The following is a 22,397-nucleotide window of genomic DNA, read 5'->3' on the forward strand; positions in this document are numbered from 1 at the left end:
TTCCAGTCGATTCTTAATCGGCTTGCTTACGCAGGAAGGCTGGGATATCCAGATAATCCGGCTCTTTCGCGGTTTGCGGCGTATTGTCGTTCACCACTTTTGCCGCCGGCTTCTGCTCTTGCGTCAGCGGGGACATACCGTGCTGCTGGTAGCGATCCATCACCGGCTGCTGAACCTGTTTGTTGGTCACCAGGGTAATTTCCGGACGCTTGTCCATGCCGATACCGGTCGCCACTACGGTGACGCGCAGTTCGTCGTTCATATCCGGGTCCAGAGAGGTACCGATAACCACGGTGGCGTTATCCGAGGCAAATGCGCGGATAGTGTTACCCACGGTTTCGAACTCATCCAGACGCAGGTCGAAGCCCGCGGTGATGTTAACCAGCACGCCGCGCGCACCGGACAGGTCGATATCTTCCAGCAGCGGAGAAGAGATGGCCATTTCAGCCGCTTCTTCCGCACGGTCTTCACCGCTCGCCACGCCGGAGCCCATCATCGCGTAGCCCATTTCAGACATCACGGTACGGACGTCCGCGAAGTCAACGTTCATCAGACCCGGACGGGTGATCAGTTCAGCGATACCCTGCACCGCGCCTTTGAGGACGTCGTTTGCCGCGCCGAACGCGTCAAGCAGAGAAATACCGCGGCCAAGTACTTTCAGCAGCTTGTCGTTTGGGATGGTGATCAGTGAGTCAACGTGCTTGGACAGCTCGGTGATCCCCTGCTCAGCAAACGCCATGCGCTTCTTACCTTCAAAATTAAACGGCTTAGTGACCACCGCAACGGTGAGGATCCCCAGATCCTTAGCCACTTCGGCAACAACAGGCGCCGCGCCGGTACCGGTACCGCCGCCCATGCCTGCCGCGATGAACACCATGTCTGCGCCATCAAGGGCCGCACGCAGCGCTTCACGGTCTTCGTCCGCCGCATTACGGCCGACTTCCGGGTTCGCGCCAGCGCCCAGACCTTTGGTAATACCGCTACCGATCTGGATAGTCTGGCCAACAGCCGTTTTACGCAGCGCCTGCGCATCGGTGTTTACCGCGAAGAATTCAACACCCTCAATGCGCTCGCGCACCATGTGTTCAACGGCATTACCGCCGCCGCCACCGACGCCGATGACTTTAATCACCGCGTCGTTGGTCAGTTCCATAGGTTCAAACATAGTTTCTCTCCGTCTTGTGCCTGTCGCCTGAGAACGCTAATTGTCTGCGTTCTCTTAAAAAATTAAAACTCTTTTCGCAGCCAGCTGTTGAGTCGCTTAATCCACGAGCCCACCGACGCCGTCACGCGTTTTTCGACTTCCGCTTCACCACTCAGATGTGACTCTTTTCCGTAGTGCAGCAGCCCCACCGCCGTCGAATAATACGGCTCCTGGGCATAGTCCGTTAAACCGGTGATGTTCAGCGGCGCGCCAATGCGCACCTGGGTATGGAACACGCGCTGCGCACAGGCCGCCAGACCTTCAATTTGCGCCGCGCCGCCGGTTAACACAATCCCCGCCGCCAGATGGTGTTTCACCCCCTGCTGGCGGAGCTGTTCCTGCAGCTGCAGGATCTCTTCATTGACCAGATTAAGCAGTTCGGTATAGCGCGGTTCAATCACCTCAGCCAGCGTCTGACGTTGCAGGCTACGCGGCGGCCGTCCGCCTACGCTCGGTACTTCGACGTTTTCGTCTTTACCGACGATGGAACCCAATGCGCAACCGTGACGAACCTTGATGGCTTCGGCGTCGCTCGGCGGCGTCCCGAAGGCATAGGCGATATCGCTGGTCACCACGTTGCCCGCGTACGGGATCACTTTGGTGTGACGCAGCGCGCCGCCGGTATAGACGGCGATATCCATTGTACCACCACCAATATCCACCACGCAGACGCCCAGCTCACGTTCGTCTTCTGTTAATACGGAATAACTGGCCGCTAAACCGGCGAAAATAAGTTGGTCAACTTTCAGACCACAACGTTCCACCGCTTTAACAATGTTTTTCGCCATATCGTTATGGCAGGTAATCAGATGCACCTTCGCCTGCATGCGCACGCCGGACAGCCCAACCGGGTTTTTAATCCCTTCCTGGTAGTCAATGGCGTATTCCTGCGGAATCACGTGCAGGACGCGATGCTCATCGCGGACGCGAACCGACTTCGCGGTATGGACCACGTTTTCGACGTCGTCCAGCGTCACTTCTTCTTCCGAAATCGGTACCATCCCGATTTCATTCTGACAGCTTATATGTTTACCCGAAAGAGCCAAATAAACTGATGAAATCTGGCAATCCGCCATCAGTTCGGCCTGGTCGATGGCGCGCTGTACGCATTTCACCACCGACTCGAGGTCGTTCACACCGCCTTTATCCATACCACGCGATGGGCAACTGCCCACGCCGATGATATTAATCATGCCGTCGGGCAGAACTTCCCCTACTAAAGCGGCCACCTTGGCGGTGCCAATCTCCAGTCCAACTACCAGTTTTCTGTCCGTCGCCTTGATCATTGTTGTTCTGCCTGTGCCTGATTCTGTTGTTGATTAGTTTCCTCTGCGGGAGCAGGTACCCAGCCCACTGCCGCACCCGAGTCATAACGCAAATCAACGTAGCTAATCCGTTTGCCGTCGGTCTGCGCCTGCTGCTGAAGAACCGGGTAGAGTTCCATAAAGCGCTGAAGCCGTTTCATGGTGTCGCCACGACCAAGGTTGAGCTTAATGTCATTATTAAGCGTCAACTGCCAGGAGCGACGGGCGGTCATCGCCGCCACTTTCAACGTGAATTTATCCTTTGCCAGCACCTGCCCCATGTCACGATACCCTTGCAGCACTTCGTTCTCGCTGCCTTCCGGGCCGTATAACATCGGTAAATTCTGTTTGCTGGTGCGATCCGCCGGCACGCTGAAGGCATTTCCCTCTGCATCCACCATATGTTGATCATTCCAGCGCGCAATCGGCACATATTCAACCAGATGAATCTTCAATTCATCGGGCCACTGCTTTCGGACGCTCGCCTGCTTAATCCACGGCAGACGTTCAATCTGACTCTGAATGATGTTCACGTCCTGAGTCATAAAGGTGCCCGGCGAACCCAGCGCCAGGATCGCCTGGCGGATGTCATCATTGCGCGTATAGTGACGCTCGCCGGTCACCACCATCTTCGACAGCGGTAAACGCTGCGCGTCCTCCATCCAGCCAAGAACCATCCACCCGCTGACCAGCACGGTAAACAGCACCGCCAGCAGGAAAACGATCCCTGCCAGCCGCGTTCCATTACTCCGACGCGAAGAAGAAACGTCCTCTTCATGGTTCCGCGTATTCAGCGCAGCCTGCGACATATCACCCCGCCAGGTCCAGAATTCGTACAACAAGCTGGGAGAAGCTCATTCCTGCCTGACGCGCCGCCATCGGTACAAGGCTATGGCTGGTCATGCCCGGAGAAGTATTCGCTTCCAGCAGATAAAACTGGCCATCGCTGTCCAGCATGACGTCAATACGGCCCCAGCCTTTGCAACCCAGAACATTCCAGGCTTTAAGCACCAGGCTTTGAATGGCTGCCTCACGCGCTGGATCCTCCAATCCTGGGCAGAAATATTGCGTCTCATCAGAGAGATACTTCGCCTCATAATCATAGAAGGTTCCAGCCGTCTGGATACGTATTGACGGTAAAATTTCTTCACCGACGATGGCGACGGTAAATTCCGGCCCACTGAGCCATTTTTCGACTAAAACTTCATCATCATGCTGAAAAGCCAACGCCAGTGCACTTGCTAAATCACAGCTTTCGCTGACTTTCGACATCCCAACGCTGGAGCCTTCGCGGCTGGGCTTGATGATGAGCGGCAGACCCAGCGCCGCAATCTGCTGTTCGACATCAGCAGACAATCCGGCGCTAAACTGGGCGCGGGTCAGCGCCACCCACGGCGCGACCGGTAATCCGGCCCCCTGCCACAGCCATTTGCTGCGCAGTTTATCCATTGAAATCGCCGAAGCCATCACGCCGCTGCCGGTATAAGGCAGCTGGATCAGATCCAGCAGCCCCTGCAGCGTGCCATCTTCCCCGCCGCGGCCGTGGAGGGCAATAAACGCTTTCTTAAAGCCCAGCTTTTTCAACTGGGTAATATCGACATCGCGCGGGTCAACCGGATGGGCATCCACCCCGGCTTCACGCAGCCCGGCCAGCACCGCGGCGCCTGAATTCAGCGACACTTCACGTTCAGCGGAGGTTCCACCGAAAAGCACCGCGATTTTATCAGCCATGGCGCTCCTCCTCCGTTTTTTGCGGGATCAGTTTGATTTCAGCCAGGTGACGGGCGATTTTTCCAATGTTTCCGGCCCCCTGCACCAGCACTAAATCGTTGCCGGTCAGCACCGACGCCAGCATCGCCGCGGCCTGCGTCGGGTCGGACACCAGAATCGGGTCAACTTTACCGCGACCACGGATTGTACGGCACAGCGAGCGGCTGTCGGCACCCGGGATCGGCGCTTCGCCTGCCGGGTAGACATCGAGCATCAGCAGCGCATCGACCTGGGTCAGCACGTTGGCGAAATCATCGTACAGATCGCGAGTACGGGTATAACGGTGCGGCTGGAATACCATCACCAGATTTTTATCCGGCCAGCCGGCACGCGCCGCTTTGATAGTGGCGTCGACTTCCGTCGGGTGGTGGCCATAGTCATCGATCAGCATCGCGCTGCCCGCTTTGCCGTTGACTTCCGTCAGCGGATATTCGCCAAGGAAGTCGAAACGACGGCCGGTACCCTGGAAGCTTTCCAGCGCGCGCAGGATAGCCTGATCGTCAATCCCCTCTTCCGTCGCCACGGCGACCGCCGCCGCCGCGTTCAGCGCGTTATGGCGTCCCGGGGCATTGAGCGTCACCTGCAGCAGTTCTTTATCCTGACGCACCAGGCGGAAATGCCCCTGCGCTCCAACCTGACAGTAGTCTTCTACGCGGACGTCGGCGTCGTCGCTAAAACCGTAGGTGGTGATCTGCCGGCCGACGCGCGGCAGCAGTTCTCGGATCACCGGGTCATCCACACACATCACCGCGCGTCCGTAGAACGGCAGGTTGTGCAGGAAGTTAATAAAGGTCTGCTTCAGATTCTCGAAGTCGCCATGGTAGGTGTCCATGTGGTCGGCTTCGATGTTGGTAACAATGGCCACCATCGGCTGCAGGTGCAGGAACGATGCATCGCTCTCATCCGCTTCCGCAATCAGGTAACGGCTATGGCCGAGGCGCGCATGGACGCCCGCCGCTTTCACCAACCCGCCGTTGACGAAAGTCGGGTCCAGCCCGGCTTCGGCGTAAATACTGGATACCATCGCGGTGGTGGTGGTTTTGCCATGGGTCCCGGCAATGGCGATCCCGTGACGGAAGCGCATCAGCTCCGCCAGCATTTCCGCACGACGGATCACCGGGATACGCGCCTCGTGCGCGGCGACGATTTCCGGGTTATCGGCGGAAATCGCGCTGGAAACTACGACCACGCTGGCATCGCGCACGTTTTCCGGGCGATGGTTGAAATAAATAGTGGCGCCAAGCTGCGACAGCTGCTGGGTCACCGGATTCGGCGCCAGGTCGGAGCCGCTGATCTGATAACCTTCGTTAGCCAACACTTCGGCAATACCGCCCATACCGGCACCGCCGATGCCGACAAAGTGAATGTGCCGGACGCGACGCATCTCGGGCACTATGGAACGCAGTTTTGCCAAATCTTGTGTATTCATTCTTTACGCCATCAACTTCTGTATTCGGGCGGTGAAAATCACCGCAATTAGCGCGCCAAAGCTACGGCGCTGACCTCTTCTGCTACCCGCTCGGTAGCGTCCGGAATCGAAGCGCCACGCGCTCGTTCCGCCATATCCAGCAAGGTTTCCCGATCCCAGCTCGCCAGAGTAGAGGCTACCGCCTCAACCGTGAACGCCGGCTGTTCGAGAATTTTCGCCGCGCCGGCTTTTTCCAGCGGCAGCGCATTCCAGTACTGCTGACGATCTTTGTGCTGGAACGGTACAAACAGCGCCGGTAAGCCCGCAGCCGCGATTTCGCTAACCGTCAGGGCGCCGGAACGGCATACCACAACATCTGCCCAGGCATACGCCGCGGCCATATCATCAATAAATTCCGTCACTTTATGCTGCGGCTGCCCCGCGGCGGCATAGGCCTGCTGTACGGTTTGCTGGCCGCCTTTACCGCTCTGATGCCAGATGGTCACCGTATCGCCGAGCTTCGCCGCCACCTGCGGCATGGTCTGGTTCAGGACGCGCGCGCCCTGAGAGCCACCGACCACCAGCACGCGAATCGGCCCCTGACGGCCTACCAGACGTTGCCCCGGCAGCGGCAGCGCCAGCACATCGGTGCGCACCGGATTCCCGACGACGTCCGCATGCGGAAAGGCGCCGGGAAACGCCTGCATCACTTTCTTCGCAATCTTCGCCAGCCATTTGTTGGTCAGGCCGGCAATGCCGTTTTGTTCGTGGAGGACCACCGGGATCCCCAGCGACCACGCCGCCAGGCCGCCAGGCCCGGACACATAGCCGCCCATACCCAGCACCACGTCCGGCTGGAAACGCTTCATGATCGCCCGCGCCTGACGCCAGGCGTTGAAGATCCGCACCGGCGCCAGCAGCTGTGCTTTAATCCCTTTGCCACGCAGGCCGGAGATACGGATAAAATCAATCTCGATGCCGTTTTTCGGCACTAAATCCGCTTCCATACGATCGGCGGTACCCAGCCAGCGAACCTGCCAGCCCTGGTCCATTAGATAGTGCGCGACCGCCAGTCCCGGGAACACATGCCCGCCGGTACCGCCCGCCATCACCATCAACCGCTTTTCCTGACCGCTCATCGAACACCCCGTGTAAACGCCTGGGCTTTTTCCAGACGCGTTTCATAATCAATTCGCAACAACAACATGATGGCCGTCGACATAATCAGCAGACTGGAACCACCATAACTGATCAGCGGCAGCGTCAAACCTTTCGTCGGCAGCATCCCCGCCGCCGCCCCGACGTTAACTAACGCCTGGAAGCTAAACCAGATACCAATCGCACAGGCGAGGAAGCCGGAGAAGCGATGATCGATCTCCAGCGCTTTTCGGCCAATCGACATGGCGCGGAAAGCGACGAAGAATACCATTAAAAGCGCCAGTACCACACCGATATAACCGAGTTCTTCGCCGATGATGGCGAAGATAAAGTCAGTGTGCGCTTCCGGCAAATACTCCAGTTTTTGCACCGAGTTGCCGAGTCCCTGCCCCCACATCTCGCCGCGGCCAAAGGCCATCAGCGACTGGGTCAGCTGATAGCCGCTGCCGAACGGGTCTTCCCACGGGTTCCAGAAGGAGGTCACGCGGCGAATACGGTACGGTTCGGCGAGGATCAACAGGACCACCGCCGAGATGCCCATGCCGATAATAGCGATGAACTGCCACAGCTTGGCGCCGGCGAGGAAAAGCATCGCCAGCGTGGTGACGAACAGCACCACCACCGTACCGAGGTCAGGCTGCGCCAGCAGCAGGATGGCCAGTACGAAAATCACGCCCATCGGTTTTAAGAAGCCGCGCAGGTTGTTGCGCACTTCGTCGGCTTTGCGCACCAGATAGTTGGCGATGTAGCAGAACAGCGACAGCTTGGTGAACTCCGCCGGCTGGATGCGCAGCGGACCGAGGGCGATCCAGCGCGATGCGCCGTTTACCGAGCTACCCACCACCAGCACGATCAGCAGCATGACGATCGAGGCGATCAGCATCGCGGTACTGTGGCGCTGCCAGAAATCCATCGGCAGGCGCAGCGTCACCAGCGCGAGGACAAAGGCCAGCACAATGTACAAGCCGTCACGTTTGGCGAAGAGGAAAGGATCGTTCGCCAGGCGCTGCCCCACCGGCATTGACGCCGAGGTCACCATAATAAAGCCGATCGCCGCCAGGCCGAAGGTCAGCCACAGCAGCATCCGGTCATACATCACCAGACTGTCGTTATCTTTTGGGCGCGAGCCCATCACCCAGCCTTTCAGCGCGGCGAACAGCCAGGCGAAGATAAACATCCCCGGCAGTCGCGGCAGTCTCAACCGAGGCAAGCTCAGCTGCGGCATTCTCAGGCGTGGGAGAGAGAAACGCATCAACCTAACTCCTTCGCCAGGCGGGCAAACATCTCGCCCCGTTGTTCAAAGTTCTTAAACTGATCCAGGCTGGCGCAGGCTGGCGACAGGAGAACCATATCGCCCGCCTTCACCAGGGGCGCTATCTGACGCATCGCCTGCTCCATGGTTTCAGTTTGTACCGCCACCTCAGGACGCAGCTCGGCGAGCTCGGCGCCGTCGCGACCAAAGCAGTACAGACGGATACGATCGCCGCCAAGGTAGCGCTTCAGCGGAGTGAAATCAGCGGACTTGCCGTCGCCGCCCAGCAGCAGATACAGCGTGCCATCAAGCTGCAGGCCGTTCAGCGCCGCCTCGGTACTGCCGACGTTGGTTGCCTTCGAGTCGTTAATCCAGCGCACGCCGTTGTGATCCAGCACCAGCTGGAAGCGATGCGCCAGGCCGGTAAAGGTGGTCAGCGCCTTCAGGCTGCTGGCACGCGGCAGACCCGCGGCATCGGCCAGCGCCAGCGCCGCCAGGGCGTTGCTGTAGTTATGCTGACCCGTGATAGACATCTCTTTCACATTGAGGACTTTCTCACCTTTTACGCGCAGCCAGGTCTCGCCCTGCTGACGGTTAAGGTGATAGTCACCGACGTCGATACCAAAGCTGATGCAGCGATCGTCCGCGCCGCGTACCGGCATGGTGAGCGCATCGTCCGCGTTGACCACGCAGGTCTTCGCATTCTCGTAAATCCGCAGCTTCGCCGCGCGATACTGCTGCAGCCCCAGCGGGTAGCGGTCCATATGGTCCTCAGTCACGTTGAGGATGGTTGCCGCCACCGCCTGCAGGCTGGAGGTGGTTTCCAGCTGGAAGCTGGAGAGCTCCAGAACATACAGCTCACGATCGGTATCCAGCAGCATCAGCGCCGGCAGGCCGATATTGCCGCCCACGCCGACGTTAATCCCGGCCGCTTTCGCCATCTCGCCCACCAGGGTGGTGACGGTGCTTTTGCCGTTCGAGCCGGTAATGGCGATGATCGGCGCCTGCGCTTCGCGGCAGAACAGTTCGATATCGCCAACGATCTCGACGCCAGCGTCTGCCGCCGCGCTCAACGAAGGATGAGCCAGCGCGATGCCAGGACTGGCGACAATCAGATCCGCCGCCAGCAGCCAGGTATCATTGAGGCCGCCGACATGGCATTCGACCGATTCAGGCAATTTATCCAGCCCAGGAGGCGCGACGCGGGTGTCCATCACGCGCGGGGTTACGCCGCGCGCCATGAAAAAGTCCACGCATGACAGGCCGGTCATGCCCAGCCCAATAATGACGACTTTTTTACCCTGATAATCTGCCATGATTAACGTACCTTCAGCGTCGCCAGGCCAATCAGCACCAGCATCAGCGAAATAATCCAGAAGCGCACGATAACGCGCGGCTCCGGCCAGCCTTTCAGTTCATAGTGGTGGTGGATCGGCGCCATGCGGAAGATACGCTGACCGCGCAGCTTAAAGGAGCCAACCTGCAGGATCACCGACAGGGTCTCCACCACGAAAACGCCGCCCATAATCACCAGCAGGAATTCCTGACGCAGCAGCACGGCGATAATACCCAGCGCGCCACCGAGCGCCAGCGAACCGACGTCGCCCATAAAGACCTGCGCCGGGTAGGTGTTAAACCACAGAAAGCCTAGCCCCGCGCCGACGATCGCCGTACAGACGATCACCAGTTCGCCGGCGTGGCGCAGATAAGGAATGTGCAGGTAGTTGGCGAAATTCATGTTACCGGTCGCCCACGCCACCAGCGCAAAACCCGCCGCGACGAAGACGGTGGGCATGATCGCCAGGCCGTCGAGACCGTCGGTCAGGTTAACCGCGTTGCCGGTGCCGACGATCACGAAGTAGGCCAGCAGGATATAGAACAGCCCCAGCTGCGGCATGACGTCTTTAAAGAACGGCACCACCAGCTCGGTCGCCGGGGTGTCTTTCCCCGCCAGATACAGGGCAAAGGCGACCCCAAGGGCAATCACCGACATCCAGAAGTACTTCCAGCGGGCGATCAGGCCTTTGGTGTCTTTGCGCACCACTTTACGGTAGTCATCAACGAAGCCGATGATGCCGTAGCCGATCAGCACCGTCAGCACGCACCAGACGTACGGGTTGGACGGGTAAGCCCACAGCAGCACCGACACGGTGATCGCGGTGAGGATCATGATCCCCCCCATGGTCGGGGTACCGCGCTTACTGAAATGAGACTCCGGACCGTCGTTACGAACCACCTGGCCGAAGGAGAGTTTTTGCAGACGGGCGATCATGCGCGGGCCCATCCACAGAGAGATGAACAGCGCGGTCAGCAGGCTGACGATGGCGCGAAACGTCAAATACGAAAAGACGTTAAAGCCGGAATAATATTTGACCAAATGTTCGGCCAGCCATACTAACATGTCCCAGTCTCCTGTAATGCGCGTACTACCTCTTCCATGGCGGCACTACGTGAACCCTTCACTAAAATGGTCATTATCTTATGCTCCGCCAGCAGCTCGCGCAGGCGAGCCACCACGGCGGCTTTATCGTTAAAATGTTCGCCCACGCCGCTGGCGCGGCTGATATCCGCGCTCAAGACGCCGACGCTGAGAACGCAATCCAGCCCTGCCGCTTTCGCCGCTTCGCCGACTTCACGGTGGCAAGCCGCGCTTTCCGCGCCAAGTTCGGCCATATCGCCGACCACCATCGTCCGGAAGCCGGGCATCTCTGACAGGACCTGCACCGCTGCGGTCATCGAACCGACGTTAGCGTTATAGGAGTCATCCAGCAGCAGCTGGCTCTCGGTCAGGCGGATCGGGAACAGACGTCCCGGAACGGCCTGCAGCTGCGCCAGACCGGCTTTCACCGCCGCCAGATCGGCGCCTACCGCCATCGCCAGCGAGGTCGCCGCCAGCGCGTTAGCGATGTTGTGGCGTCCCGGCAGCGGCAGCAGTACATCAACGTTACCGGTTGGAGTCTGCAGCGTAAATTCGGTGCCGTGGCTGGTGATCTGCACGTTAGTCGCAGTGAAATCGCTGTTGGCCGCATTCGGTGAGAAGCGCCACACTTTGCGATCGCCAATCACCGCCTGCCAGTTCAGCCAGTCGTTGTTGTCGGCATTGAGAATGGCGATGCCGTTTTCCGGCAGTCCGGTATAAATTTCGCCCTTCGCCTTCGCCACGCCCGCCAGCGAGCCGAAACCTTCAAGGTGCGCGGCGGCAAGGTTGTTGACCAGCGCCGCTTCAGGACGCGTCAGGCTGACGGTCCAGGCGATTTCGCCCTGGTGGTTGGCGCCGAGCTCAATCACCGCGTACTGATGTTCTTCGGTCAGACGCAGCAGAGTCATCGGTACGCCGATATCGTTGTTCAGGTTACCGGCGGTATACAGCGTATTGCCGCACTGGCTGAGGATCGCCGCGGTCATCTCTTTGACCGAGGTTTTACCGGACGAGCCGGTTAGGGCGACGACGCGGGTCGGCACCTGCTGACGGACCCAGGCGGCTAACTCGCCGAAAGCCTGCCGGGTATCTTTCACGATCACCTGCGGGAGATCGCAGGCCAGCGGACGGCTCACCAGCAGCGCGCCGGCGCCTGCCGCTTTCGCCTGTTCGGCAAAATCATGGGCGTCGAAACGCTCGCCTTTTAGCGCCACAAACAGGCAGCCCGCTGTGACTTTACGGGTGTCGGTGGTTACCTCGTCGATAGCGATATCGCTACCCTGCCGTTCGCCATGGGCGATCGCGGCGAGCTGGCTTAACGTAAAGCGAATCATGCTACCGCTCCCAGCAGACGCGCGACGGTGACGCGGTCGGAATAATCCAGACGACGGTTACCGACGATCTGGTAATCTTCATGGCCTTTACCCGCCACCAGCACCACGTCGTTCTCCTGCGCCTGCATCACGGCGTTGGTCACCGCTTCCGCACGGCCTTCCATCACTTTTGCATGACCTGCATCGAGCATGCCGGCCAGAATATCGTTGATAATCGCCCGCGGTTCTTCGGTACGCGGGTTGTCGTCAGTGACGACCACGATATCGGCGAACTCTTCTGCAATCGCCCCCATCAGCGGACGCTTGCCTTTGTCACGGTCGCCGCCGCAGCCGAAGACGCACCACAGCTTGCCGCTGCAGTGCAGGCGCGCGGCCTGCAGTGCTTTTTCCAGTGCGTCAGGGGTATGGGCATAATCCACCACCACCGCCGGTTTACCGGGCGCGCTGAACACTTCCATACGGCCGCATACCGGCTGTAAACGCGCCGCAGTTTTCAGCAGATCGGCCAGCGGATAGCCCAGCGCCAGCAGCGTGGCCAGCGCCAACAGGAGGTTGCTAACGTTAAAGGCGCCCATCAGGCGGCTTTCGATTTCACCGTTGCCCCAGCTGGAGTCAAACTGGATGGTGGCACCGCTGTCGTGATAGTTAACCGCGGTGGCCTTCAGCCAGCGGCCGTGGCAGTTCGGATTGATATGATCTTCCATCGACACCGCCACCGCGTCCGGCAGCTTCGCCAGCCAGCGACGACCGACTTCATCGTCAGCGTTGACGATGGCCTGACCGCAATGGTGGGTGGAGTACAGCAGCCATTTTGCCGCTTCGTAGTGCGCCATGTCGCCATGGTAGTCGAGGTGGTCGCGGCTCAGGTTGGTAAATACCGAGGCGGCAAACTGCAGGGCCGCCACGCGGTGCTGTACCAGCCCGTGGGAAGAGACTTCCATCGCGCCGAAGGTTGCCCCCTGCTCGACCAGGCCGGAAAGCACGTGCTGAACATCGACCGCAGAACCGGTGGTGTTTTCGCTCGGCACCACTTTATCCAGCAGGCCGTTGCCGACGGTCCCCATCACCGCGCTGGTTTCGCCGAGCAGTTTCGCCCATTGCGCCAGAAGCTGGGTGGTGGTGGTTTTGCCGTTGGTACCGGTCACGCCCACCAGACGCAGCTGCTGCGACGGCTGATGATAAAAACGCCCGGCCAGCGCCGATAAGCGTTCGTTAAGCTGGCTCAGGTAGATAACCGGCACGCCGTGCATTTCACGGATCTCACCGTCTTTAGCTTCGCCCTGGGCTTCAGCAATAATGGCAGCCACACCTTGCGCTATCGCCTGCGGGATATAACGACGCCCGTCCGCCTGATGACCCTGTACCGCGATAAAGAGATCGCCGGAAGCAGCCACCCGGCTGTCCAGCGTCATCTCTCGCAGAATGCGCTCCGGTGCGTTTGGCACCCATGGAGCGAGAAGGTCGCGCAAATTACGATCTGCCACCTGTTCCCTCGCCTTGATTAATTACAAATTCACTTTTTTCGCCCGTTGCCAGCGCATCCGGCTCGATGTTCATGGTGCGCAATACACCGCCCATGATGGCACCGAACACCGGCGCGGAAACGGCGCCACCGTAGTATTTACCTGCCTGCGGGTCGTTGATCACCACCACCAGCGCAAAGCGCGGATGGCTGGCGGGCGCAACGCCTGCGGTGTAAGCAATATATTTGTTGATGTAGCGGCCATCCGGCCCCACTTTTTTCGCCGTACCGGTTTTAATCGCGATGCGATAGCCTTTGATCGCTGCTTTCACGCCGCCGCCGCCAGGTAGCGCCACGCTTTCCATCATATGAACGACGGTACGAACGAGTGATTCCGGGAAGACACGTTCGCCCGGAACCGGTGGATCAACTTTGGTAATCGACAGCGGGCGATAGATGCCGTAGCTGCCAATCGTTGCGTAGACTCGCGCTAACTGTAACGGGGTTACCATTAGCCCGTAGCCGAAAGAAAAGGTGGCCCTCTCTATGTCAGACCACCGTTGTTTTTGAGGATATAAGCCACTGCGTTCTCCGACCAACCCCAAATTGGTCGCCTTTCCAAGCCCAAAACGTGAGTAAGTATCTACTAACGCTGAGGACGGCATCGCTAACGCCAGCTTAGAAACACCGACGTTACTCGACTTCTGTAGTACCCCGGTCAGGGTCAATTCGCTGTAGCGCGCCACGTCTTTAATTTCGTGGCCGTTAATTCGATAAGGCACGGTATTGAGCACGGTATTTTCGTTGACGATACCGCGCTGCAGCGCCGTCATCACCACCATCGGCTTCACCGTCGAACCCGGTTCGAACACGTCGGTGATGGCGCGGTTACGCATGGTGTCTTTCGCCGTGCCGGCAAAGTTGTTTGGGTTGTAGGACGGGCTGTTGGCCATCGCCAGCACTTCGCCGGTGTTCACGTCCACTAACACCGCGCTGCCGGACTCGGCTTTGTTAAAGGCCACGGCGTTGTTCAGCTCACGATAGACGAGCGCCTGCAGACGCTCGTCGATGCTCAGCGCCAGGTTGTGCGCCGCCTGGCTGTCGGTGGAAGAGATGTCTTCAATTACCCGGCCATAGCGGTCTTTACGCACGATACGCTCGCCCGGCTGGCCGGTAAGCCATTTATCAAAGCTCTTTTCGACCCCTTCAATCCCCTGGCTGTCGACGTTGGTAAAGCCGATGAGGTGAGCGGTCACTTCCCCGGAAGGGTAGTAACGACGGGATTCTTCACGTAGATGAATGCCCGGCAGCTTCAGTTTTATGATGTAGTCGGCCATGTCAGGGTTAACCTGACGCGCCAGATAGATGAAACGCATCCGCGGATTGGTATTGATGCGCGTCGCCAGCTGATCCAGCGGCATATTGAGGGCATCCGCCAGCGCCTTCCAGCGCGTATCCAGGGTTACCCCGCCGGCATCATGAAGTTCTTTTGGATCGGCCCAGATAGCCTTCACCGGCACGCTGACCGCAAGCGGACGACCGGAGCGGTCGGTAATCATCCCGCGCGCGGTGGATACTTCCTGTACGCGCAGAGAACGCATATCGCCCTGGCGCACCAGCATGTCCGGGCTGACTACCTGTAGCCAGGCAACCCGCCCCAGCAGAAAAGCCAGCGCCAGTAGAATACAGCCGCACAGCAACGCAAAACGCCAACTGATAAAGTTGGCCTGTTCTTCCTGACGTTTTGCTTTAGGCGTTTTTGGCGCTGCTTTCATCCGTCGCAATAATCCTTATTTCTGTACAACGATATTTTCTTGGGATGGATCGACGTGCTGCATCTGCAACTTCTCGGTCGCGATCCGCTCAACCCGACTGTGATCGCCGAGCGCGTTCTCTTCGAGGATCAGGTTGCGCCATTCAATGTCCAGGGCGTCGCGTTCCAGAACCAGTTGTTCACGCTGCGCGGTCAGCAGGCGCGTGTGGTGCGCGGTGGTGACCACGGTAATCGCCGTAATAATGATGCAAATGAACAGGCAGAGTGGCAGTTTCCCAAACCGCAGAAGGTCGTCCCCGATCACGCCAGGCAAAGCATGGCGCTCGTTGCTTCCAATCGACCCTTTAACCTTGCTTAAGGCCTCTGTCACTCTGCCGATCATGCGTTCGTCCTCTCTGCAATACGCAGCACTGAACTACGGGCGCGTGGATTCTCTGCCACCTCTTCTTCGCCCGGCATCAACTTGCCTAGTGCTCGTAACTCACGGCCGCCCAGTTTTTTGAGCTGCGATTCGGTCATCGGTATTCCCGCCGGAACCTGCGGACCGCGGCTTTGCTCGCGCATAAAGCGCTTTACAATGCGATCTTCCAGCGAATGAAAACTAATGATCGACAGCCGCCCGCCTGGGGCCAGCACGCTGAGCGAGCTTTTTAGCGCCTGCTCTATCTCCTCCAGTTCACTGTTTACCCAAATGCGCACCGCCTGGAAGGTACGGGTCGCGGGATGTTTGTGCTTATCTTTTACCGGCATAGCCGCGGCGATGACCTCCGCCAGCTCTTTGGTGCGAGTCATCGGTGCAATGCGATTACGTTCGACGATCGCGCGGGCGATCCGTTTGCCGAAACGCTCTTCGCCGAATGTTTTAATCACCCAGGCGATATCCGCTTCTTCAGCGGTCTGCAACCATTCGGCCGCAGACTGACCGCGCGTCGGATCCATGCGCATATCCAGCGGTCCGTCGCGCATAAAGGAAAAACCGCGTTCCGCATCGTCAAGCTGTGGGGAAGAGACGCCGAGATCGAGCAGAATGCCGTCGATCTTACCGGTAAGATTGCGCTCGCCGACATAATCAGCAAGCTGTGAAAATGGACCATGTACGATGGAAAAGCGGGGATCATCGATGGTTTGCGCGACGGCAATCGCCTGTGGATCGCGATCGATTGCCAGCAAGCGTCCTTCCGCTCCCAGCCGGGAGAGGATCAGGCGCGAGTGACCGCCGCGACCAAAGGTACCATCAATATAGATACCGTCTGGACGAATATTGAGGCCGTTGACGGCTTCATCCAGAAGTACCGTAGTGTGTTTAAAATTTTCCATCATTTTTATAAAGACAAATCCTGCAGGCGCTCCGACAGTTCACCGGTCGCGGACTGCTCAGCGTCGATATCTTCCTTGACCCGTTGATACCAGGTCGTTTCGTCCCACAGTTCAAATTTATTAAACTGCCCGACCAGCATCACTTCTTTTGTCAGCCCGGCATGCTGCCGTAACACCGGCGCAATCAGCAAGCGACCAGCATTATCCATCTGACATTCGCTGGCATGACCCAGAAGCAAACGCTGTACGCGCCGCTCAACGGGATTCATGCTCGATAAACGCGACAATTTCTGCTCGATGACTTCCCATTCAGGCAATGGATAAAGCAGCAGGCACGGGTGATGAATGTCAATGGTGCATACCAATTGACCGGCAGCGTCCTCGATCAGCCCATCGCGATAGCGCGTTGGCACGGCCAGGCGGCCTTTGCTGTCGAGATTGACTAACGTTGCTCCACGGAACATGCCAGCCTCACCCCTTTTCGCCACTTTATCCCACAAATTCCCACCAGAAGGAGTTTACGGAGCGGAGGAAAAGCTTGTCAAGCCAGCACGAATGCCAACGGAGCTCAAAAACCCATTATTTACAGCCGACATTAGCCCTGATGAAAAAATCATCAACAGGCGAGGCAAATTAACGTTATGAATACGTGTAAGAAAATAACCAACAAACTCGTAACAGTTATAAACAACAAAATATCTTCGGCGGGAAAATATAAAGTGTCAGTTTGCGACGCGAGCGGCATTTTAGGCCATTATGCCGGCCGTTAACAGTACCTGTTGCTGCCTGAGGGGTGGACCAGGCGCGGGATAAGGCAGGTGAGAACGGTAGTGGCGAACAAAATGGGTGTTAATTCAGCAATTAACCTGGTGAATGTAACAAAATAATACAATTAAAGCCTGCACCATCATTTTTTGTGTCCTGTTTTGAGTCACAAAACGATTGCCAGGGAATAAAACAAAATAACGCGTAAAGAAGTTTAGGGATTTGTCTGAAATATATTCAGTTTTGCATTCTGGACGTCAGTTGCCTGATTTATCGCCAGCGGCCTGCTCTCTGGCAGGCCTGCCAGGAATAATCCTGGATGCTGACGATATTGCGCCCTTAACGGCGATTCAGGCTGCCGCGGCGATAAAGATTACGACGAATACGGCTGAGGCCTGGTTTCGGCTTGCGCGGTTCATCGAGGCTAGCGAGGACGATCTCGAGCACCCGCTCAGCAACATCGCGATGGCGCTGGGCCACGGCCAGTACCGGACACTGCAGGAAATCGAGCAGCTCATTATCGCCGAAGGTGGCGATCGCCAGCTCGGAAGGCAGTTTACCCTCACGGCGCAGCGTCACATCCATGACGCCCTGCAGCAGCGGGAAAGAGGTGGTAAACAGCGCCTGCGGCATCGGATGAGTTTCAAGCCATTTTTCAAATAGCTGGGCCGCCGCTTCTCGCTCATAGCTGTTGGCATAGAGATAATGCACCTCACGCGGATCGTCCTGCCAGGCTTTACGGAAGCCTTGCTCGCGCAGGAAGCTCACCGACAGTTCCGGCAGCGCGCCAAGATAAAGCACCGTTTCGCCTGGAAAAGTCCGCAGCTCGGCGGCGAGCATCTCGGCGTCATCCTGATCAGCGCCGACGACGCTGGTGAAGTGCTCGCGATCAAGGGCGCGGTCGAGGGCGACAATCGGAAACGGATCGTTAGCCCAGCGCTGGTAGAAAGGGTGCTCCGGCGGCAGCGAGGTGGAAACAATGATGGCGTCCACCTGGCGCTGTAGCAGATGCTCGATACAGCGCATTTCGTTATCGGGCTGATCCTCCGAGCAGGCAATCAGCAGCTGATAGCCGCGCTGGCGCGCCTGCCGCTCCAGATAATTTGCAATGCGGGTATAGCTGGTGTTTTCCAGATCCGGGATCACCAGACCGATAGAGCGTGTGCGTCCTGCACGCAGGCCAGCAGCGACCGCATTCGGATGATAGTTGTGCTCTCGCACGACAGCCATCACCTTTTCGACCGTCTTGTCGCTTACGCGGTACTGCTTCGCTTTGCCATTAATCACATAGCTCGCGGTGGTTCTTGAAACACCGGCCAGCCGGGCGATTTCATCCAGTTTCACAATTGCCCCTTGGGTAAGAAGTGCCAAACATAACCATTATTCAGGTATGGAACCCTTTTTATAACATCTAAACGCAGAATAGTTAGCGCAGCAACCGCTTTCGCTTACAGTTCCTACTGATTTCGCAAAAAAAAAGCCCGACAGTCGCTGCCGGGCTATTTTTGCATCAATTCCCGATCCTCAGCGCATGATTTTATCACCGCGAGACAGGCCGACCACGCCGGAGCGAGCCACTTCCACGATCCGAGCGACATCGCGCAGCGAGGCCAGGAAGGCGTCGAGCTTATCGCTGGTGCCGGCGAGCTGGACGGTATAGATAGAAGGCGTCACGTCGATAATCTGTCCACGAAAGATTTCGGTGTTGCGCTTCACTTCTTCACGGCCGTAACCGCTGGCCTGGACCTTCACCAGCATGATTTCACGTTCGACATGAGCCCCCAGCCCCAGTTCGCTGACCCGCAGGACATCCACCAGCTTGTGCAGTTGCTTTTCAATCTGCTCGATCGCTTTTTCATCGCCCACGGTCTGGATGGTCATCCTGGAGAGGGTCGGATCGTCTGTCGGCGCGACAGTCAGGCTTTCTATATTATAGCCGCGCTGGGAAAAGAGGCCGATAACGCGGGACAATGCGCCCGATTCGTTTTCCAGTAATACCGATAATATCCGGCGCATAATCAGGTCCTCTCCGTTTTGCTCAACCACATTTCATCCATGCCGCCGCCGCGGATCTGCATGGGGTACACATGCTCACTGCCGTCGACGGTGACATCGACAAACACCAGCCGGCGCTGTCGCACCTGCTCCAGGGCTTCAGCAAGCTTCGTCTCCAGTTCCTGTGGCTCACTGATGCGGATGCCAACGTGGCCATAGGCTTCCGCCAGACGCACAAAGTCCGGCAGCGACTCCATATAGGACTGCGAGTGGCGCCCGGAATAGAGCATATCCTGCCACTGCTTCACCATCCCCAGATAGCGGTTGTTGAGGTTAAGCACCAGGACCGGCAGTTCATATTGCAGCGCGGTAGAAAGTTCCTGAATATTCATCTGGATACTGCCGTCACCGGTCACGCAGACGACCATTTCGTCCGGCAGAGCCATTTTGACCCCCAGCGCTGCCGGTAGGCCAAAGCCCATGGTGCCGAGACCACCGGAGTTAATCCAGCGCCGCGGTTTGTCGAAGGGGTAATAAAGGGCGGCGAACATCTGGTGCTGACCCACATCGGAAGTGACATAGGCATCGCCCTGGGTCAGTCGCCAGATCGTTTCAATCACCGCCTGCGGTTTGATCTTATCGCTCTGGTCGTCGTAGCGCAGACAATGGCGGGCGCGCCACTGCTCAATCTGTAGCCACCAGTCGCGAATATCGTCCAGCGGCTGCTGCGCCTCTTCCTGTTCCAGCAGCTCCAGCATCTGTTCCAGCACCAGCCGGGCATCGCCGACGATCGGCACATCTGCCGGCACGGTTTTCGAGATTGAGGTCGGATCGATATCAATATGCAGCACAGTCGCGTTCGGACAGTATTTGGCCAGGTTATTGGTGGTCCGATCGTCAAAGCGAACGCCGACGGCAAAAATCACGTCTGAATGGTGCATGGTCATGTTGGCTTCATAGGTGCCGTGCATGCCCAGCATCCCCAACGCCTGCGAGTGCGTCGCCGGGAAAGCGCCCAGCCCCATCAGGGAGGAGGCCACCGGCAGCTTCAGCTTTTCCACCAGTTCGCGCAGCTGTGGTTCGCATTGCGCATTGATCGCCCCGCCGCCGACGTAGACGACCGGCTTGCTCGCCGCCACCAGGGTCTGCAGGGCGCGTTTAATCTGGCCTTTATGGCCGCTGGTCGTCGGGTTATACGAGCGCATGCTGACCGCGTCTGGCCAGACGTACGGCAGTTTCTTCGCCGGATTGAGTATATCCTTCGGCAGATCGACCACCACCGGCCCGGGGCGACCGCTGGCCGCTAACCAGAAGGCTTTCTTCAGCACGCCGGGAATATCTTCGGTCTGCTTCACCAGGAAACTGTGCTTCACCACCGGGCGGGAAATCCCCACCATGTCGCACTCCTGGAAGGCATCGTAGCCGATAAGCGATGTCGCCACTTGCCCTGAGAGGATCACCAGCGGGATAGAGTCCATATAGGCCGTCGCGATACCGGTGATGGCGTTCGTCGCCCCAGGCCCTGAGGTCACCAGCACCACACCGACCTCCCCGGTCGCTCGCGCCAGACCATCCGCCATATGCACCGCCGCCTGCTCGTGGCGAACCAGCACATGATCGATACCGCCAAGGGTATGTAACGCATCATAGATATCGAGGACTGCGCCTCCGGGATAGCCGAATACTTGCTTGACGCCCTGATCGACAAGCGATTGGACGACCATCTCGGCTCCTGACAACATCTCCATGGTTTGCCTCCAGGCTTATTGTTTTACGACAGCGGAACTCAATTTCCGCGCGCTCGCACGATGCGAAGGGGTACCCCTCCGCACTGAGGTGAATGGACTGCATGCCACTACCATAACTGCTCGCCAGCAGGCAGGCAATTCGCCACGACAGGGGCTTTCTAAGTGGAATAAGAAGAAAAACAAGCGGAGAGAGGAAAATATGGTGGAATGCTTCAGAGATAAGAAAAGAGAATAGTAAATACTCGGAGAAAAGGCGCGATAGCAGGAATTGATCCATTTTTTGTTAACGGGAGGAGAGCAACTGAAAGAGTAAACAGCATAAAATTCTGCATTCTTGTAATTCAATCATATAAAAAAAGGAGCCGAAGCCCCTTTCATGATCATTGCCATCGGCTCAGCGCTGACAAATATCCACCAGCAGCTCTTCCATCCACTGATGGCCTTTATCGCGACCCGCCGCTTCGTGCCAGGAGAGATAGCAGGTCCGGCTATTCACCTTCAGCGGCAGAGGTAATATTTGCAGCGCTAACTTATCGGCAAACTCATTTGCCAACCAGCGCGGCGCAATGGCCACCATCTGTGTTTGTGACACCACGTTTAATACGCTGACCATCGCATTACCTTGATATGCGATGCGCGCTTGTTTATCGGCCGTGTCATACCACGGCAGACTGAATGAGGCATACCGATCGAGAGCCACCGCGGCATGCTCCTCGCGATAAATATCAGCCTCCATCACCGGTCCGGAGATACGCGGATGGTTGCGACTGGCCACCAGAACCATTTCATCTTTGAATAGCGGCACACAGGCAAACTCAGGGCGACGGAACTCTTCATAACCGATCACAAATTCCGTTTCCTGATAACGTAGCTGATGTTCCGTATTTTGATTAAGCGCTGATTTAAAGACTAAATGAATATTGGGCGCGATTTCAGCGACTTTATTAAATATCACCGACGTCAGGATGTTATCCAGCGGGCTACAGACGCACAGATTGAAAACACGCTCACTGCTCAGTGGTTCAAAACCGGATCCTGGCAATTCGTTTTGCACCAGCTGCAGCGCCTGGCGCACTGAGCCAAAGAGCTGATAGGCCCGCGCCGTCGGCTGAATACCGCGGCCATAGCGCACAAACAGTTCATCATTAAACATCACTTTCAGACGTGAAACCGCGTTGCTCACCGCTGGTTGAGACATGCCGAGCGTATGGGCGGCACGGGTAATATTCTGTTCCTGCATAACCGCATCAAAAACGGTAAGCAGATTGAGATCAACCATCCGTAGTTGAGGTTTTACGACTTCCTGTCCGGGGGCTGATTTATATTCTGGACTTTCAATTAACATATCTAGTTCCGCCGTCACGATGAATTCCCTTTACTAAACCGCTATGATTAGCGGCGAAAATATCATTTATCATGCTAATGACATTTGCAAAATAGCAAAGGTGTATTTTAGGAATATATCAAGGCTATGAGTGGCAGTGTAA

Annotated in this window: 19 protein-coding genes; all 19 read right to left on the reverse strand. The window is 57.6% G+C overall.

Annotation, left to right across the window (positions count from 1 at the left end):
* Positions 1 to 13 precede the first annotated feature (13 nt).
* The 19 genes from ftsZ to leuO all read right to left on the reverse strand — a co-directional run bounded on the left by ftsZ (position 14) and on the right by leuO (position 22,273).
* Positions 14 to 1,165, reverse strand: a complete 1,152-nt coding sequence (gene ftsZ / locus ACLH1I_RS15035; RefSeq protein WP_002888628.1) for a cell division protein FtsZ — start codon at positions 1,163 to 1,165, stop codon at positions 14 to 16.
* A 62-nt stretch (positions 1,166 to 1,227) separates the two neighbouring features.
* Positions 1,228 to 2,490, reverse strand: coding sequence for a cell division protein FtsA (gene ftsA, locus ACLH1I_RS15040; RefSeq protein WP_004204343.1), 1,263 nt, complete (start codon positions 2,488 to 2,490; stop codon positions 1,228 to 1,230).
* Positions 2,487 to 3,317, reverse strand: coding sequence for a cell division protein FtsQ (gene ftsQ / locus ACLH1I_RS15045; RefSeq protein ID WP_004204342.1), 831 nt, complete (start codon positions 3,315 to 3,317; stop codon positions 2,487 to 2,489). Before ftsQ ends, ftsA begins: the two co-directional genes overlap by 4 nt.
* 1 nt (position 3,318) lies before the next feature.
* Entirely contained in the window at positions 3,319 to 4,239 is a 921-nt protein-coding gene (locus tag ACLH1I_RS15050) for a D-alanine--D-alanine ligase (RefSeq protein WP_043522234.1), read from the reverse strand.
* Entirely contained in the window at positions 4,232 to 5,707 is a 1,476-nt protein-coding gene (gene murC, locus ACLH1I_RS15055) for a UDP-N-acetylmuramate--L-alanine ligase (protein ID WP_151629146.1), read from the reverse strand. The genes ACLH1I_RS15050 and murC overlap by 8 nt, the downstream gene beginning before the upstream one ends.
* 47 nt (positions 5,708 to 5,754) lie before the next feature.
* A complete protein-coding gene (gene murG, locus ACLH1I_RS15060; RefSeq protein ID WP_017901186.1) occupies positions 5,755 to 6,825 on the reverse strand; it encodes an undecaprenyldiphospho-muramoylpentapeptide beta-N-acetylglucosaminyltransferase in 1,071 nt (356 codons plus the stop codon).
* Positions 6,822 to 8,096: a cell division protein FtsW gene (gene ftsW / locus ACLH1I_RS15065; RefSeq protein WP_004204337.1), complete on the reverse strand. Its 1,275-nt coding sequence runs from the start codon at positions 8,094 to 8,096 to the stop codon at positions 6,822 to 6,824. Before ftsW ends, murG begins: the two co-directional genes overlap by 4 nt.
* Positions 8,096 to 9,412: a UDP-N-acetylmuramoyl-L-alanine--D-glutamate ligase gene (murD, locus tag ACLH1I_RS15070; RefSeq protein WP_004204336.1), complete on the reverse strand. Its 1,317-nt coding sequence runs from the start codon at positions 9,410 to 9,412 to the stop codon at positions 8,096 to 8,098. The genes ftsW and murD overlap by 1 nt, the downstream gene beginning before the upstream one ends.
* Positions 9,413 to 9,414: 2 nt before the next feature.
* Positions 9,415 to 10,497, reverse strand: a complete 1,083-nt coding sequence (gene mraY / locus ACLH1I_RS15075; protein WP_004204335.1) for a phospho-N-acetylmuramoyl-pentapeptide-transferase — start codon at positions 10,495 to 10,497, stop codon at positions 9,415 to 9,417.
* Positions 10,491 to 11,849, reverse strand: coding sequence for a UDP-N-acetylmuramoyl-tripeptide--D-alanyl-D-alanine ligase (murF, locus tag ACLH1I_RS15080; RefSeq protein WP_048322988.1), 1,359 nt, complete (start codon positions 11,847 to 11,849; stop codon positions 10,491 to 10,493). Before murF ends, mraY begins: the two co-directional genes overlap by 7 nt.
* A complete protein-coding gene (gene murE, locus ACLH1I_RS15085) occupies positions 11,846 to 13,333 on the reverse strand; it encodes a UDP-N-acetylmuramoyl-L-alanyl-D-glutamate--2,6-diaminopimelate ligase (RefSeq protein WP_017901188.1) in 1,488 nt (495 codons plus the stop codon). The genes murF and murE overlap by 4 nt, the downstream gene beginning before the upstream one ends.
* Entirely contained in the window at positions 13,320 to 15,086 is a 1,767-nt protein-coding gene (locus ACLH1I_RS15090) for a peptidoglycan glycosyltransferase FtsI (protein ID WP_198079802.1), read from the reverse strand. The genes murE and ACLH1I_RS15090 overlap by 14 nt, the downstream gene beginning before the upstream one ends.
* A gap of 15 nt (positions 15,087 to 15,101) precedes the next feature.
* On the reverse strand, positions 15,102 to 15,467 hold the full coding sequence (gene ftsL / locus ACLH1I_RS15095; protein WP_002888550.1) for a cell division protein FtsL: 366 nt from the start codon (positions 15,465 to 15,467) through the stop codon (positions 15,102 to 15,104).
* Positions 15,464 to 16,405, reverse strand: coding sequence for a 16S rRNA (cytosine(1402)-N(4))-methyltransferase RsmH (gene rsmH / locus ACLH1I_RS15100; protein ID WP_017901189.1), 942 nt, complete (start codon positions 16,403 to 16,405; stop codon positions 15,464 to 15,466). The genes ftsL and rsmH overlap by 4 nt, the downstream gene beginning before the upstream one ends.
* A gap of 2 nt (positions 16,406 to 16,407) precedes the next feature.
* Positions 16,408 to 16,866, reverse strand: coding sequence for a division/cell wall cluster transcriptional repressor MraZ (gene mraZ / locus ACLH1I_RS15105; protein WP_004204327.1), 459 nt, complete (start codon positions 16,864 to 16,866; stop codon positions 16,408 to 16,410).
* Between the two features lie 640 nt (positions 16,867 to 17,506).
* Entirely contained in the window at positions 17,507 to 18,511 is a 1,005-nt protein-coding gene (cra, locus tag ACLH1I_RS15110) for a catabolite repressor/activator (RefSeq protein WP_004145952.1), read from the reverse strand.
* A 180-nt stretch (positions 18,512 to 18,691) separates the two neighbouring features.
* Positions 18,692 to 19,183: an acetolactate synthase small subunit gene (gene ilvN, locus ACLH1I_RS15115; protein ID WP_048993195.1), complete on the reverse strand. Its 492-nt coding sequence runs from the start codon at positions 19,181 to 19,183 to the stop codon at positions 18,692 to 18,694.
* Positions 19,184 to 19,185: 2 nt separating this feature from the next.
* On the reverse strand, positions 19,186 to 20,910 hold the full coding sequence (gene ilvI / locus ACLH1I_RS15120) for an acetolactate synthase 3 large subunit (RefSeq protein WP_017901190.1): 1,725 nt from the start codon (positions 20,908 to 20,910) through the stop codon (positions 19,186 to 19,188).
* A 394-nt stretch (positions 20,911 to 21,304) separates the two neighbouring features.
* Positions 21,305 to 22,273, reverse strand: coding sequence for a transcriptional regulator LeuO (gene leuO / locus ACLH1I_RS15125; protein ID WP_072140386.1), 969 nt, complete (start codon positions 22,271 to 22,273; stop codon positions 21,305 to 21,307).
* Positions 22,274 to 22,397 lie beyond the last annotated feature (124 nt).

It is taken from the genome of Klebsiella sp. 1SOBk10mer, assembly GCF_046602535.1.
Classification (GTDB): domain Bacteria; phylum Pseudomonadota; class Gammaproteobacteria; order Enterobacterales; family Enterobacteriaceae; genus Klebsiella; species Klebsiella quasipneumoniae.